Raw genomic sequence first — 15,175 nt, 5'->3', positions numbered from 1 at the left:
TCCGCCTTGGCGGCCGCGGCTTCGGCTGCCGCCTTCTTCTTCTCGGCCTCCGCCTCGGCCTCGGCGGAGATCTCCGACAGCGGGCGGTCGTCGCGGTCGGTGATGCTGGTGTCGAACGCCTTCTCGGCGGTCTTGAACGCCTTGTGGATCTCGACGATGGCCTCGGCGCCCGCCGTACTGAGCCAGTCCTGCACGGACTGCTCCCACCGGCGCACGGCCTCGTCGGCGATCGCCTTCCAGGTGGTCATGTCGCTCGGCCTGCCGTACGGCTTGCCGCCGATGACGATCGCGTTCTGGAAGCCGGTGGTCGACACCACGTAGTTGTGCCAACTCGTGTAGGCGCCGGAACCGCTGGACACCGTCTCGATGTCGGTCTTGTCGTACTGGGTGTCGAAGAGGGTCAGCCGGGCGTCCTGGAGCATGTCGTACAGCCAGCGCTGCGGATTGCTCTCGGCCTTCCACGCCTCCCAGGCGTCGTAGAGCTTCTGCGCCTGGGCGAGGACGACCCGCTGGGCCTCGGCCAGCGCGCGGGCCGGCTCGGAGGTCACCGTCACGTCGTCGATGGTGACGGCGGTGCCCTCGGTGCCCTTGCCGTCGAGCTGGTCGGCGTACCCCTCGTAGTTCCGGGCCAGTTTGTGGATGAGCTCCTTGAAGATGGCGGCCGAGGTGCCGTCCCAGGAGTCGCTGCCCTCACCGATGTTCTCGGTGTCCCACTTGCCGACGGTGACCGCGCTGTCCTCGAAGAACTTCACGACCCGGTCGAACGCCTTCGCCGCGTCCGTGAAGGTGCGCAGGTCGACGTAGTCGGCGTCGTTCACCGGGATGCCACGGTTCTCGAAGCCGTGGGTGGAGTACGGCCACATCGTCAGCTGTGCGAGGGCGGCCTTGGAGCCGTAGAGGTACTGGACCAGGGGATTGGTGTCCCAGTCGAGTTTCTCGCCCTCCTTGTTCCAGCCGCCCTTGTCCTTGAGCTTCTCGCTGGTCTTCGTGTAGCCGGGGATCACGTCGTCACCGCTCGGCGGCCAGGCCTGGCCGGAGGCGAGGAAGGTGATGTAAGCGCGGTACCGGTAGAGGTACTTGCCCTCGGACACGTCCTGCGCGTCGTCGCTGGGGCGGTAGAAGGGGATCGTGTAGTCGGTGTTGTGCGTCTTCCAGCCGCCTGACGACAGGAATCCCGACGAATACTCCGGGCCGCCGTGATCGTCCAGCCGGACGTGTATCAGCGGGATGCCGTCATTGCCCTTCAGATTGTCGAACAACGTGCTCCGCTCCGGCAGGATGTAGCCGGTGAGCAGGTCAACTGCCTTTTTCCAGTTGTCGTTGTTGTTGTCCTCGGGGTTGGCCATTGCCGAACTCCGCTACTCTTCCTCTTCGTTGCCGCCGGGATTGTCGAGATCACTGTCGACATCCTCGAAGATGTCCATGAACTCGTCCGCGGTGATGTTCTCGAGATTCTTGCCCTGGCTCTTGGCCAGTTCGTCGATGGTGTCCCACAGGGCCTGTTCGAGGTCCTCGAAGAGGATCGTCTGGTCCTCCAGGATGCGCAGTACCTCCCCGGCACCCTGCTGGATCACCTTGTTCAGGGCTCCACCGCCGACCGAGCTGTTCTCGCCGGCCATCCGGCCGATGACGAGCGGCTTCGCGGAGTCGATCGTGGTCGTCGAGATGGAGTCGGCGATGAACGAGATCGCGGGCCCGGCGCTGGGACTGTCCTTGAGGATGTTCTCCAACTGGGTGCGGAAGCCGTCGATCTGGTTGTTGATGAAGTTTCTCAGGAACGTGCTGTCGAGGACCGTGACGGCCATGCGATCACCCTTGCGTCAGGGGCCGGTTCAGCGACTTCCGATCCTGATGTCGCCCCACCGCTGCGACAGGTTCTGCTCCGTGTAACGGTAGTTCGCGGAGATCTCGGAGAGCAGCCCGGAGTGGTTGGCGAGGAGGGTCTTGATGTTCTCGACGGCGTTGTCCCACGCCGCCTGGACCTCGCTGTAGACGTCGCGGTCGTCACCGATCCAGCTGTTGCGGAGTTCGGCGAGTTCCATCTCCAGGTTGGCCAGAATGCTCATGATCGCCTGGGACTGGCCGACCATGTCGTCCGCCGCGCCTTCGGCATGGTTGTAGTCGACGTAGATATAGCCGTCGGAGAAGTCCATCGGAGTCCTTCAATCACCGGGAGGAAAGGGTGGAATTCCGGGGCCCGCCGGGCGGGCCAGCGGTCAGTTCGCCGATGTGTTGGTGCCGTTGAGCTCGTCGAACACGGCCGTGGAGCGCGAGTACTCCGCGTCGATGGCGTCGCTGGTGGATCCCTGCACCAGCCCGTGTTCCCGGAGCGTGCCGTTGAGCTCGTCGACCATGCGGTCCAGGTTGATCAGGATGGTGTCGACGTGCTCGTCCCACTGCTCCAGCAGTTTCTTGTACTTTCCGCCGTCCGCGCCGCCGTAGTTGGAGGCGAGCGTGTGCGACGTGGACTGGACGTCCTGCTGGCAGCGTTGCACACCGGTGAAGGCTTGTTCCAGCGCCATGATCCCGTTGCGGGTGGCGCGTTCTTCGGATTGCTGCATGGCCATGAGAGAACTCCCCTTTCGGCGGAACTCACCGAGTGACGGCCCCACACCGTCCCGTGGGCAGACGGGCTGTTCCCGCGTTCGCGGACGAATCGCCGGGGCATGGGGGTGGCCAGATGCTATGCAGGGTGCAACTGGTTTGGCAATTGCCGTTGGAAGCCGGAAATACCCCTCCCGGAAAGCTCAGTTGAGCAATTCCTCGGAATTCCCGCCGCTCAGGTGAGCGGCGGGACGTCCAAAGCCGGACAGGGCGGGCAGGAGCGCCGTCCGCCGGGGCGGGGGCCGGGTGTCGGACCCGGCGGGAAGTGGCCGGGGCGACGCCAAGAGTTTCCCTTCCCGACGGTTGCCGCGGACCTCCTCCGCTACGCCCCGGGGCAGCGCAGTGTCACGTGCGCCTCGCCCGCGGCGGCCCACTGCGGCGTCAGGTCCGGGCCGCTGGGGAGCATCGCGAGCATCGGGGACGGCATCGTGCGGGCCTCGACGCCCTCGTAGCCGAGCGCCGCCACGCCCTCCTGGGACAGCAGCCGGTACTTCACCCCTTCGTCGGTCACCAGGTAGGTGGTGTCGCCCAGAGCGCTGCCGCTCGCGCTCAACGCCCTCACCAGCGCGCCCGTTCCGGCCCGCACCGCGATGGAGTCGACGCGCAGACAGCCCGGTTCGACGTCGGGGGCGGGGCTCTGCACGGGTTCGGGCAGGGCGGCGGCGGGCAGCACCGAGGCGCCCACCCGCACGCCGGAGCCGGTGGAGTCGACCTCGGCGCAGGCCACGGAGTCCCCGTCGACCGTGAGCGCCTTCGGCGGCCGCGCGGGCAGGCCGGCCGGGTCGGCCCCCGCGTCCCCTGCGCCGGGGGCGAGGTGTCCGGCCAGGCTGTCCGCGCCGAGCGTCGCCACGGTCGCCGCCTGGCCGCCGTACGCCTGCTCGCGGGTGCGCGGGTCGCCCAGCAGGAGGGTCGCGCCGGTGTCGGTGAGCGGGACCAGCCCGTCGCGGGTGAGCAGGTGGTAGCGGGCGGCGGAGCCCGGTACGTCGACTCGGAACAGCTGGCCGATCCTGGTGCTCCGTCCGCCCAGTTCGGGTCCCTTCCCGCCACGGCCGGGCACTTCGGCGGGGGCGAGATCGGGGCCCAGCGGGAAGGCGTCGAGGAAGGCTGCGGACACCGGACGCGGGGTGACGCCGCCGTAGCCGAGGGCCTCGACGGCGTTCGCGCGGTCGTCCAGGCGCAGCCGGCTGCCCTGCCAGAGCAGGTACACGGCCTTGTCGGGGCCCGTCACCAGCAGGCCCTCGCCCCGGCCGAGCCGTCCGCCGCCGGGCACGTCCTGCGGGGTGCCGGTGCCCAGGGCGAGGGTGGTGGTCGCGGTGACGACGCCCGTCGTCCTGGGGAGTACGCCGGAGCAGACCAGCCAGGGCGTACGGTCCAGGTCGTCGCCGGCCGGGAGCGCCTCGGGTCCGTCCGGGATGCCGACGGGCGTGCCGTGCGGGGTGCCGGCCAGTGAGGAGGTGCCGACGGTGGTGACGTCGACGGGGCCGCCGGTGAGCAGTCGCGCCGAGGCGTGGTTGCGCACCGGGCGCAGCCGTCCGTCGAGGTAGAGGTAGCGGGCGCCGGTCTGCTTGTCCACGATGAGGTGCTCGCCGGAGCGCCAGGAGTCGTTGCCGCCGGGCCTGATCAGTCCGAAGACGAAGGCGCCCGCGCAGACCAGCAACGCGATGATCACGCCGATCGCGGCGCCGCGGTTGGTCCGGCCCAGGGGGCTCTCGGGGGCGTCGGGCTCGGCGCGCAGCATGGCCGAGGCCAGCCGTCCCATGACGAACAGGTGGGCCTGTACTTGGTCGCGTTTGCTGTGCATGTCGCCGTTCTCCCGGTCAGCCGTTGATACCGCGGAGCCAGCCGTAGACGCCCGTCGACCAGAGCATCAGCGGCAGGAGGCTGAGGGCTGCGAGCGAGTGCAGCAGTTCGGCCGCGCGCCCCCAGTACGGCACGAGCCGCCGTCCGGGCACGGTCCAGGAGGCGATGACGATCGCGGCCGCCAGTCCCATGAGGCCGGCCGTCAGGGTCAGCCGGTCGGCCGGGGCGAGGGAGCGGGCGGACTGGAACAGCAGCAGGGCCACCCCCCAGGCGCCGGCGGCGGTCAGGGCCAGCCGCTGCCAGACGTTGCCCAGGCCGCGGCTGTGCAGCAGCAACAGCAGGGCGAGCGCGACGACGAGGAGGATCTCGGGGAGGCCGGGGTCGGCCATGAGCGCCACCAGGCTGTGCAGGCACACCAGGCCGACGGCGCCGTAGAGGGCGGTCATCCAGCCGTCGGCCAGCGCCGATCGCGCGTCCACCTCGGAGGAGGAGTACGGGTCGATGCCCTGCTGGAGCTGCTGGACGTTGGTCGGCAGGGGCGGCATCCGCATGCCGGCCAGCCGGAACGACAGGGACGGGACGAACCCGCCGAAGAGCACGACCACGACGGCCACGACTCCGGCCGCCTGCTGCGGCTCCAGGTCCAGGATGATCAGGGCGGCGCCGAGGGCGCCCGACGCGGCGACGCAGGCCGCGCCGATGAAGAGCGCCGGGTACATGCCGACCGCGGCCAGGGCCAGGACCGCGCCCGCGCTACCGGCCGCGGACGCCGCCAGCAGCCGGGCGCCGAGCACGGCGTCGCCGTCCGCGCCCCCGAGGTCCCCGCCGGGCAGCAGCCAGCCGGCCAGCGCGAAGTAGGGGGCCGCCATCAGTCCGAGCACCGAACCGGCGCCGGCGTCACCGACCGCGCGGGAGGCGGAGCCCGCTCCGGCGATGAGCAGCAGTCCGGCCGCGGAGGCGGCGACCGCCCGCACCCAGCCGGCCGTGCCCGGCATGGCCAGCAGCACGAGGCCCAGGGCCAGGGTGGCCACGGCCAGTCCGCGCAGCAGCCGCCGGCCCGCCTCGGCGGTCCACCCGTGCGGCCTGCGGTTCATGCCCTCGGAGATGCCGTCGACCAGGTCGTCGATGTGCACCTCGGGCAGCGCCTCGGTGCGCGGCCGGAGATAAAGCTCCTCTCCGTCCCGCAGCCCGAGGGAGTCCAAGGTACTCTCGGGGTCGAGCGGTGGACCGCCGAGGCGTTGGAGCACCCAACCCCCGTGTTCCAGACCTGATTCCTCCAGGTCGTCCCCTCCGTAGCCGATCACTGTGGGCAGCAGATCGGCGACGGGGACGTCGGAGGGGACGGCCAGGTCGACGGTCCTGGCCGGGGCCCGTACGGTCACACGGCACAGGCTTGCCGTCTGGATCTCAGTCATGGGTTCGGGGTTCACGCTTTCTGGCGGTCCGCGGGACACGCGGTGGCTGGAAGGTGGAGGCCGCACACCGGTCGGTCGCCGAACGCGACGGAAACAAGTCGGACGGGGCATGCGCCGACGAGTTTGACCGCACGCCGGACTTTTCGCAACACCACTCCCGGAGTTCAACTCCGTTAAAACTCGCCGCAATTCAACCGCCGCTGCCACGCGGAATCCTGAAACCCATGGTGAAATCCCGCGACGTTCCCGCGAGGTTCGCCCGGAATTCCTTCCGAAATCGTTGAGGAGGACGTTCGTTGAGCGTGATCCTGTTCCGCCGACCGGCCCGCCGCAAGGGTCCGGAAATGCCGTCGGGGGAACTGAGTCTTCAGGAGCCGCCCACGCTTCCGGAAGTCGTCCCGGACAGTTCCGCGGTGTGGACGTATCTGCCGATGGCGCTGATGTCGGTGTCCATGATGCTGATGTTCATGCGGCCCGGCATGAGCCGGGACAGCGGCGGCTTCATCTACATCGCGCTCGGTGTGATGGTGGTCGCCTCGGCGGGCATGATGCTCGGTCAGGTGATGCGCCGCAACTCCGAGCGCAAGCAGCGGATGAAGGGCGAGCGCCGGGACTATCTGCGCTATCTGCGGCAGACCCGGCGCATGGTGCGGGCGTCCGTCGTGGAGCAGCAGCGGGCGCTGGCGTGGCGTCATCCGGAGCCGGACGCGCTGTCCTCGCTGGTGCGCAGCACGCGGCTGTGGGAACGGCGTGCGTCGGACGAGGACTTCGCCGAGGTGCGGATGGGTGTCGGCGACCAGCGTCTGGCGATGAGGCTGACGCCGCTGTCGACCAAGCCCGTCGAGGACCTGGAGCCGCTGTCGGCGCACGCGCTGCGCAGTTTCACCCGGGCCTACTCCACCGTCCGGGACCAGCCCGTCGCGATCTATCTGCGGGCCTGGTCGAAGGTGCTGTTCCGGGGTGACGAGGACCGGACGCGGGCCCTGGCCCGTTCGCTGCTGGGGCAGTTGGCCCTCTTCCACTCCCCCGACGACCTGTGGATCGCGCTGTGCGTGTCGGACGAGCGGCGCGCCGAGTGGGAGTGGGCGAAGTGGCTGCCGCACACGCTGCACCGGCACGAGGAGGACGGCGCGGGCCCGGCCCGGATGATCGCCTCCGCGTTCACGGAGCTGGAGAACCTGCTGGGCGCCGAGTTCCTGGAGCGGCCGGCCGCCGACCCGGACGCGGTGCCGGGGCGTGAGGAGCCGTACACGGTCGTCGTGATCGACGGGTGCACGGTGCCGGCGGGGCACCGCTTCGACGGGCACGGCTTCCGCAACGCGGTGGTCCTCGACCTGACCGGGGCGCTCGCCTGGAAGCCGGGGCGGACCACGCTGCGACTGGAGGTCGACGGGGACGGGATCGCGCTGGTGCGCACCGACCGCGACCGCAAGGAGCAGTCGACGGCGCTGGGCCGGCCCGACCGGCTGGGCACGGCGGGCGCCCTGGCGCTGGCTCGGCTCCTGGCGCCGTACCGGATGAGTGTGGGCGGGGACGACTCCCGGCCGCTGGCGAGCGATGTGGAGCTGACGTCGCTGCTGAACATCCCCGATCTGCACAAGCACGTGCCCGCCACGCTGTGGGAGAAGGCGACCGGCAGTGCCCGGCTGCGGGTGCCGATCGCGGTGAGCGGCGAGGGCCGACCGGTGGAGCTGGACATCAAGGAGTCCGCGCAGGGCGGCACCGGGCCGCACGGCATGCTGATCGGGGCCACCGGCTCCGGCAAGAGCGAGCTGCTGCGCACGCTGGTGCTGGGGCTGGCGCTGACCAACTCCTCCGAGACGCTGAACTTCGTCCTGGTGGACTTCAAGGGTGGCGCGACCTTCCTCGGCCTCGACGAACTCCCGCACACCTCGGCGGTGATCACCAACCTCGCGGACGAGGTGGCGCTGGTCGCGCGGATGCAGGACGCCCTGCACGGGGAACTGATCAGGCGTCAGGAGCTGCTGCGGGCGGCCGGCAACTACACCTCGGCGCTGGAGTACGAGAAGGCTCGGCAGTCGGGTGCGGCGTTGCAGCCGTTGCCGAGCCTGTTCGTGGTGGTGGACGAGTTCAGCGAACTCCTGGCCTCGCACCGGGACTTCATGGAGCTGTTCGTGATGATCGGGCGGCTCGGGCGCAGTCTCGGGGTGCATCTGCTGCTGGCCTCGCAGCGGCTCGACGAGGGCCGGATGCACCAGTTGGAGAGCCATCTGTCGTACCGGATCGGTCTGCGGACGTTCTCGGCGATGGAGAGCCGGGGCGTGCTGGGTGTGCCGGACGCCTACGAGCTGCCCGCGCAGCCGGGTGCCGGGTTCCTCAAGAGCGGTGTCGACGCGCTGACCCGGTTCCGTGCCGCGTACGTGTCGGGTCCGTACCAGCGGCGCCGGGCGGTCGTGCAGGCGCAGGTGGCGCGGCAGGTGGTGCCGTGGACGGCGGAGTGGGTGGTGCCGCGCGCCCCGGCGGTCCCGGACCCGGGCGAGCCCGACGGCGCCGGCCCGGAGCCGGACGGCGAGGCGGAGGGCGACAGCGGTGAGACGCTGCTGTCGGTGGCGCTGGACCGGCTGCGCGGCTCGGGCCCGCCCGCCCACCAGGTGTGGCTGCCGCCGCTGGGCCGGCCCGCGACCCTGGACCAGATCCTGCCCCCGCTGGCACCGGATCCGAGGTTCGGGCTGACCACCGCCGACTGGCCGCTGCGCGGACGGCTCACCGTGCCGGTGGGCGTCGTGGACCGGCCCTTCGACCAGTTGCGTGATCTGCTGACGGTGGATCTGTCGGCGGCCGGCGGGCATGTGGCGATCGCCGGCGGACCGCAGAGCGGCAAGAGCACCCTGCTGCGGACCCTGATCACCGCGCTCGCCCTCACCCACACCCCGCGCGAAGTGCAGTTCTACTGCCTGGACTTCGGCGGCGGTACGCTCGCCGCCCTCGACGGGCTGCCCCATATGAGCGGGGTCGCGGCGCGGGTGGACACCGAGCGGGTGGGGCGGACGATCGCGGAGGTCACCTCCCTGCTGGCCGGGCGGGAGCGGTTCTTCCTGGAGCACGGCATCGACTCGATGGCCACGTACCGCAAGCGGCGCGCGGCGGGCGAGTTCGCCGACGAGCCGCACGGGGACGTGTTCCTGGCGATCGACGGCTGGGCCACCGTGCGCCAGGACTTCGACCGGCACATCCCCACGTTCAACGCGCTCGCCGCGCGCGGCCTCAACTACGGCGTGCACCTGCTGGTCACCACCGCCCGCTGGGTGGAGCTGTCGTCGTCGGTGCGCGACCAGACCGGGACCCGGCTGGAGCTGCGGATGGGCGATCCGATGGACTCCCAGATCGACTCCCGCAGGGCGGCGGCCGTGCCGCGCAGCGCGGGCCGGGGTCTGACCTCGGACAAGCTGCACTACCTGTCGGCGCTGCCGCGGGTCGACGGGGTCGAGGACGCCGACGACCTCGCGGACGGGGTGGCGGGCCTGGTCGCCGCGATCGCCGAGAACTGGACGGGTCCGGCCGCGCCCCGGGTGCGGATGCTGCCGGCGAACCTGCCGGTGGGCGAACTGCCGGAGCCGGACGGCGAGCAGGGGCTGCGGATCGCGCTCGGACTCGACGAGAACGAACTCGCGCCGGTGTGGCACGACTTCACCGAGAATCCGCATCTGATCGTGGTGGGCGACACGGAGTCCGGCAAGACGAACCTGCTGCGGCTGATCGCGCGGGGCATCACCGAGCGGTACACGCCGGCCGAGGCCCGCATCATGACGGTGGACTACCGGCGGGAACTGGTGGAGAGCGTCCCCGAGGCGTACCGGCTCGGGCACGCGGTCTCCATGGACATGCTGCGGGAGCTGGTGGACGGCGCGGCCCGGGCGGTGCGGCAGCGGGTTCCGGGCGAGGACATCGCGCCGTCCCGGATGCGGCTGTGCGACTGGTGGCAGGGGCCGCGGCTGTTCATCCTGGTCGACGACTACGACATGGTCGGCAGCGGTCCCATGGCGCAGCCGTTCGCTCCGCTGCTGGACCACCTGGCGCTGGGGCACGAGGTCGGGCTGCACCTGGTGGTGGCGCGGTCCTCGGCGGGTGCCGGGCGCGGCCTCAACGAGTCGCTGCTGCGGCGGCTCCAGGAGGTCAACACCCCTGGTCTGCTGATGTCGTGCCCGCCGAGCGAGGGGTATCTGTTCGGCAGCGTGAAGGGGCGCGAGCTGATCCCGGGGCGGGCGATACGTATCGCGCGCCGCAAGACGCTGCAGATCCAGACGGCCTTCGTGGAGGACACCCTCTGATGGCCCCTTCCCGTCCGCTGATGGCCTCTTCGCGTCCGACGGCGCCGTCGGGTCCGCCGCTGCCCGCCGCCGCAGCGGTTGGGTGCGGGTCAACGGCCTTGCGGCAGGCGCCGGTTCCTGGAGCTGCCGCAGGGCCCGACTCAAGGCCCCTGCGGCAGCCGCCGGTTCCCGGTGCCGCCTCGGGGCTCAACTCAACGACCCTGTGGCGGACGCCAGTTCCTGCTGCGGCCCCGGGGGATCACCGCCGCCAGGGCGGCCAGCAGCAGCACGGCCGCGAGGGAGACCGCGGCCACGGTCAGGGAGCGGTTGTGCGGGGCGGAGTCCGCGGCGGCCGGCATACGGGCCGCGGCCGGTTCGGGTGCGGCCGCCCGCGCACCGTCCTGGACCAGGGAGAGGGCGGCGTACGGGTCGAGCCGGGGGATGTCCGACGGGTAGGCGGTGGTGAGCAGCCGACGGGCGACCTCGGCGGCGGTGAAGTCCGGGTGGTAGGCGCGGACGAGCGCGGCGGCGCCGGCCGCGGTCGCCGTGGCCAGCGAGGCGCCGGACCCGATGTAGTGGCCGGAGCCGCCCGGGCCGACGCTGACCATGGAGCTGCCGGGTGCGGAGAGCTCCGGTTCGTGGGCGGGCGGCGCGTTCTCCTGCCGTACGCCCCCGGGGCCGAAGTCCACGACGGACAGCACGCCCGGCACGACCGCCGGCCAGTACGGCCCGCGCGGCATCTCGCCCTCCGGCCCGAGTTCCGCCCGCGGTACGGCGTCCGGGGCGGCGGGCGCGACGACCAGGGCGTCCTCGCGGGTGGCGTGGGCGACGGCCGCGGTGAGTTCGGCCTCTCCGGTCCGCAGGGCGTGGCCGACGTAGATGACCCGGGCACCCCGGTCGGCCGCGGTGCGGATGCCGGCGGCGACGCGGGCGGCGGAGGGGACGCCGCGGTCGTCGGTGCCCGGCAGCGCGAGCACCTTCGCCTCGGGGGCGACGCCGGTGATGCCGCTGCCGCGCTCGGGGGCCGCCGCGATCAGTCCGGCGGCGAAGGTGCCGTGGCCGACGCAGTCCTCGTCGGCGGCGCCGAGCGCCGTGACCCGGCCGGACAGGCTCGGGACGCCGGGGGCGACACCGGTGTCGACGATCGCGACGGTGACGCCCGCGCCGCGGGAGATCCGCTGGGCCCGGGACAGGCCGAGCGTGGTCTGCGACCAGGCGGCTCCGGTGGCGGTGCGCTCGGAGGCCCCGGTACACGGGTTGCCCTCGCCGAGGCGGACGGGGAGCGGGGGGAGCAGCGTGGTGCCCGGGTCCTCGCCGATCGGACTCTCGGCGCTCTCCGGACCGTCCGGGCTGTCCGAACTCTCCGCACTGTCCGAACTCTCCGCGCTCTCCGGGCTCTCCGGGCTCTGGGAGGGCGTCGGCGAGGCGGCCAGGGCTGCCGGGGCGGTGGCGACGGGGCCCGCGACGGCCGCCAGGACGACGGCGAGGGCCGGCGCGACACCCGCACACCGCTTTTTCATGACATTCCGCATGTTCCGCATGATATGCACACAACAGGTACGGCGTACAACGCCAACTACCCCTCAGCACAAGGAGGTTCGAGGCGTGGCACGGCACATACTCACGGTCGACGCGGAACGGTCGGACGGCTTCCCGACGATCGGTGAGGCCCTGGCCCAGGCGCGCACCGGGGCGGTGATCCGGGTCCGCCCCGGCCGCTACGCCGAGAATCTCGTCATCCGCCACCGGGTGACGATCCTCGCCGAGGGCGAGCCCGGCACCGTCGAGCTCTGCCCCCGGGACGGCACCGCCGTCACCCTCATGGCCGACGCCGTGATGCTCGGCTCGCTGACCATCCGGGGCCGCGACAAGGAGGCCGCGGTCGTCGACGTACCCGCCGGACAGGCGGCCCTCGACGGCTGCACCGTGAACGGCGCCGGATGGGCCGCGGTCCTGGTGCGCGGCAAGGGCTCGCTCGCCGCCCGCGGCTGCCGGATCAGCAACCCCGGTGGCGCCGGCCTCGTGGACTCCTCGGAGTCCGAGAGCGTCGTCGAGGACTGCGTGTTCGAGAACTTCGGTACCTCCGCCGTGGTCATCGGCGAGAGCGCCGCACCCCTCATCCGTGACTGCCGTATCCGCGGCGCGCGGGCCAACGGCGTCCTCGCGAGCGGCGAGGCCCGCGGCACCGTGGAGGGCTGCGACATCTCCGGCACCGACAAACCCGCCATCGCCCTGGAGGGCCACAGCTCGACCCGGGTGGTGCGCTGCACCGTGCACCACACCTCGGTCGGCCTGCTGGTGAGCAGCATGTCCCGCCCGGAGATCGAGGAGACCTCCTTCGAGTCCCTCACCCAGAGCGGCATCGTCGTCTCGGGCGGAGCCGACCCGGTGCTCAGCGGCTGCGTCACCCGGCGCACCGCCACCGGCGGGCTGCTCGTCCTGGACCGCTCGCGCGGCACCCTGGAGGGTTGCTCGTTCCACGGTTCCGCCGAGGCCGCGATCCGCGTCCTCGGGGGCAGCGCCCCCCTGCTGCGCAACACCGTGGTGAGTGACTGCGCCGACACCGCCGGGGCGGTGCAGCTCGCGGACGACTCCACCGCCGAGTTCGAACGCCTCGACGTGCTGGACGCGGCGGGCGTCGGCATCTCGGTGCGCTCCGCCGCCGACCCGCTGCTGCGCCACACCCGGGTCACCGGTTCCGGCGGCCACGGCATCGAGTTCACCGACGACGGCCGCGGCCGACTCGAACACTGCGAGGTGGAGTCCGCCGGGGGCTGCGCGGTGAGCATCGACGACGACTCCGACCCCCACATCAGCGACACCGTCCTCGGCTCCGCCGCCCGCTCGGGCCTCCTCGTCGGCGAGCGCGGCCGGGGCACCCTGCGGGACTGCGAGATCGGCGCCAGCACGGACGCCGGGGTCAGCGTGCGGGACGGCGCGGAGATCGTCCTGGAGCGGGTCCGGGTGCACGGCTCGAAGGCCCACGGCATCCAGGTCTCGCGCGGCGGCCGGGCCACCCTCGACGCCTGCGAGATCACCGGCAGCACCGGCGACGGCGTACGGATCGACACGGCCGAACCGGTCGACGTCACCCGCTGCGTCGTTCGCGACAACCGGGGGGCGGGGCTGCGCCAGAGCCGTGTGAGCGAACGGCTCACGGTGGAGCTGCTGACCAGCGCGGACAACGGAATACCGGACAGCTGGGGCGAGTCGGCCGAGTCGGCCGCCGGGGACGGCGCCCCGGGCGGGTCCGGCGGAGAGCCGGAGCCGGAGGGTCCGCTGGCCGAACTGGAGGCGCTGATCGGCCTGGACAACGTCAAGCACCAGGTGACCACGCTGGTGAACCTCAACCAGCTCGCCGAGCGCAGACGCCGGCTCGGCATGCCGGTCCCCTCGATGAGCCGCCACCTGATCTTCGCGGGACCGCCCGGCACCGGCAAGACCACCGTCGCCCGCCTCTACGGCAGCATCCTCGCCGACCTGGGGGTGCTCAGGAGCGGCCATCTCGTCGAGGTCGCCCGCGCCGACCTCGTCGCCCAGGTCATCGGCGGTACGGCGATCAAGACGACCGAGGCCTTCACCAGCGCGCTGGGCGGCGTGCTGTTCATCGACGAGGCGTACACCCTCACCGTCGAGGGCTCCTCCAACGACTTCGGCCGGGAAGCCGTCGACACCCTGCTGAAGCTGATGGAGGACCACCGCGAGGACGTGGTCGTGGTGGCGGCCGGCTACTCCGAGCAGATGCAGTCGTTCCTGTCCGCCAACCCGGGCCTCGCCTCCCGGTTCACCCGCACGATCGAGTTCGGCAACTACGAGGTCGACGAACTGGTGACGATCACCGAAAGCCTCTGCTCCCGCCACCAGTTCGAACTCGGGCCGATGACCCGGGAGGCCCTCGCCCTGCGCTTCGAGCAGATGACCCGGGACGCGTCCTTCGGCAACGGCCGGGCGGCCCGCTCGGTGTTCGAGGACATGGTGGACCGGCAGGCGTTCCGGCTCGCGGCCATGACCGACCCGGCGGAACAGGATCTGACGCTGCTGCTGCCGCAGGACGTCGGTGACGCCGAGGCGGCGGCCGTCGGCGGGGCGGAGCCGGACACCGACGGCCGGGCCGACCCGATGGCCGAACTGACCGCCATGGTGGGGCTCGCCGCCGTGAAGCGGGAGGTGGCCGATCTGGTCAGTCTGCTCACCAACGCCCGGCAGCGGATCGCCGCGGGCCTGCCCGCACCCCGCATCAGCAACCACCTCGTCTTCAGCGGGCCTCCCGGCACCGGCAAGACCACGGTCGCCCGGCTGTACGCCCGGCTGCTGCACTCGCTGGGGGTCCTCCCCCGCGACTCGCTGGTGGAGGTGGCGCGGGCGGACCTGGTCGGACAGTACGTCGGCCACACCGCCCAGCGCACCAAGGACGTCTTCACCAGCGCGCTGGGCGGGGTGCTGTTCATCGACGAGGCGTACACCCTGACGCCCGAGGGCTCCTCCAACGACTTCGGCCGGGAGGCCGTCGACACCCTGCTGAAGCTGATGGAGGACCACCGCGACGAGATCGTGGTCGTGGTGGCCGGATACACCGGGGAGATGGACCGCTTCCTCGCCTCCAACCCCGGTCTGACGTCGCGGTTCTCCAAGTTCGTGACGTTCGAGGACTACAGCACGGACGAACTGGTCACCATCGTGTCCCGGCATGCCGCGGTCTCCGGGTACGAGTGCGCGGAGGCGACGCTCGCGGCGCTGCGCGCCCATGTGGACGCCGTGCCGCGCGACCGGTCCTTCGGCAACGCGCGCCTGGCCCGGCAGCTGCTGGAGGCGATGATGACGAGCCAGGCCCGCCGGCTGGGCGGGCTCGACTCACCCAGCCTGGCCGACCTGACCACGCTCCTGCCGGAGGACCTGCCGCCGGTGCGGAGGACTACGGCGGCGCTGTAGGCGGGTGGGGGCGACACTGGGGCCGGCCTTGCGACCCCGGCCTTGACCGGCCTTCGACCGGACGTGCCGGGCGCCCGTCGGCCGGTGCCGGCGGGCGTCCGGGCGCGCCGGGCGCGGTCAGACGGTGCCGGCGGGCGTCCGGGCGCGCCGGGCGCGGTC

9 protein-coding genes are annotated in these 15,175 nt (G+C 71.9%); 2 read left to right on the top strand and 7 right to left on the bottom strand.

Features of this window, described 5'->3' with window-relative positions:
* The 6 genes from ABT296_RS00165 to eccD all read right to left on the bottom strand — a co-directional run.
* The coding region (locus ABT296_RS00165; RefSeq protein WP_351922068.1) for an AAWKG family protein at positions 1-1,346 on the bottom strand (1,346 nt) is incomplete at its 3' end.
* Positions 1,347-1,358: 12 nt separating this feature from the next.
* Positions 1,359-1,805 carry a type VII secretion system-associated protein gene (locus ABT296_RS00160; protein WP_351922067.1) on the bottom strand — a complete coding sequence of 149 codons (447 nt, stop codon included), beginning with the start codon at positions 1,803-1,805 and terminating at the stop codon, positions 1,359-1,361.
* 27 nt (positions 1,806-1,832) lie between these two features.
* Complete coding sequence (locus ABT296_RS00155; protein WP_351922066.1) at positions 1,833-2,153, bottom strand: WXG100 family type VII secretion target; 321 nt, start codon at positions 2,151-2,153, stop codon at positions 1,833-1,835.
* A gap of 63 nt (positions 2,154-2,216) precedes the next feature.
* Positions 2,217-2,567, bottom strand: coding sequence for a hypothetical protein (locus ABT296_RS00150; protein ID WP_351922065.1), 351 nt, complete (start codon positions 2,565-2,567; stop codon positions 2,217-2,219).
* 359 nt (positions 2,568-2,926) lie between these two features.
* Complete coding sequence (gene eccB, locus ABT296_RS00145) at positions 2,927-4,405, bottom strand: type VII secretion protein EccB (protein ID WP_351922064.1); 1,479 nt, start codon at positions 4,403-4,405, stop codon at positions 2,927-2,929.
* Between the two features lie 16 nt (positions 4,406-4,421).
* Positions 4,422-5,819, bottom strand: coding sequence for a type VII secretion integral membrane protein EccD (eccD, locus tag ABT296_RS00140; protein WP_351922063.1), 1,398 nt, complete (start codon positions 5,817-5,819; stop codon positions 4,422-4,424).
* A gap of 302 nt (positions 5,820-6,121) precedes the next feature.
* Here eccD and eccCa point away from each other — a divergent pair, with 302 nt between their 5' ends.
* Positions 6,122-10,108, top strand: coding sequence for a type VII secretion protein EccCa (eccCa, locus tag ABT296_RS00135; protein ID WP_351922399.1), 3,987 nt, complete (start codon positions 6,122-6,124; stop codon positions 10,106-10,108).
* 191 nt (positions 10,109-10,299) lie between these two features.
* On the opposite strand, the gene ABT296_RS00130 is transcribed toward eccCa, so the two are convergent.
* Positions 10,300-11,619 carry a S8 family serine peptidase gene (locus ABT296_RS00130; RefSeq protein WP_351922062.1) on the bottom strand — a complete coding sequence of 440 codons (1,320 nt, stop codon included), beginning with the start codon at positions 11,617-11,619 and terminating at the stop codon, positions 10,300-10,302.
* A 73-nt stretch (positions 11,620-11,692) separates the two neighbouring features.
* On the opposite strand from ABT296_RS00130, the gene ABT296_RS00125 reads away from it, so the two are divergent.
* Positions 11,693-15,016 (top strand): right-handed parallel beta-helix repeat-containing protein, encoded by a 3,324-nt coding sequence (locus ABT296_RS00125; RefSeq protein ID WP_351922061.1) that lies wholly within the window; start codon positions 11,693-11,695, stop codon positions 15,014-15,016.
* Positions 15,017-15,175 lie beyond the last annotated feature (159 nt).

It is taken from the genome of Streptomyces sp. NPDC000983 (genome assembly GCF_040299205.1).
Classification (GTDB): Bacteria; Actinomycetota; Actinomycetes; order Streptomycetales; family Streptomycetaceae; genus Streptomyces.
The sequence above is the reverse complement of the archived record's forward strand: the minus strand, read 5'-3'. Positions and strand labels throughout refer to the sequence as shown.

Excerpts from the sequence above, each read along its gene's own strand:
- ABT296_RS00160 (WP_351922067.1), bottom strand. The coding sequence starts at position 1,805 with ATGGCCGTCACGGTCCTCGACAGCACGTTCCTGAGAAACTTCATCAAC.
- ABT296_RS00155 (WP_351922066.1), bottom strand. The coding sequence starts at position 2,153 with ATGGACTTCTCCGACGGCTATATCTACGTCGACTACAACCATGCCGAA.
- ABT296_RS00150 (WP_351922065.1), bottom strand. The coding sequence starts at position 2,567 with ATGGCCATGCAGCAATCCGAAGAACGCGCCACCCGCAACGGGATCATG.
- eccB (WP_351922064.1), bottom strand. The coding sequence starts at position 4,405 with ATGCACAGCAAACGCGACCAAGTACAGGCCCACCTGTTCGTCATGGGA.
- eccD (WP_351922063.1), bottom strand. The coding sequence starts at position 5,819 with ATGACTGAGATCCAGACGGCAAGCCTGTGCCGTGTGACCGTACGGGCC.
- ABT296_RS00130 (WP_351922062.1), bottom strand. The coding sequence starts at position 11,619 with ATGCGGAATGTCATGAAAAAGCGGTGTGCGGGTGTCGCGCCGGCCCTC.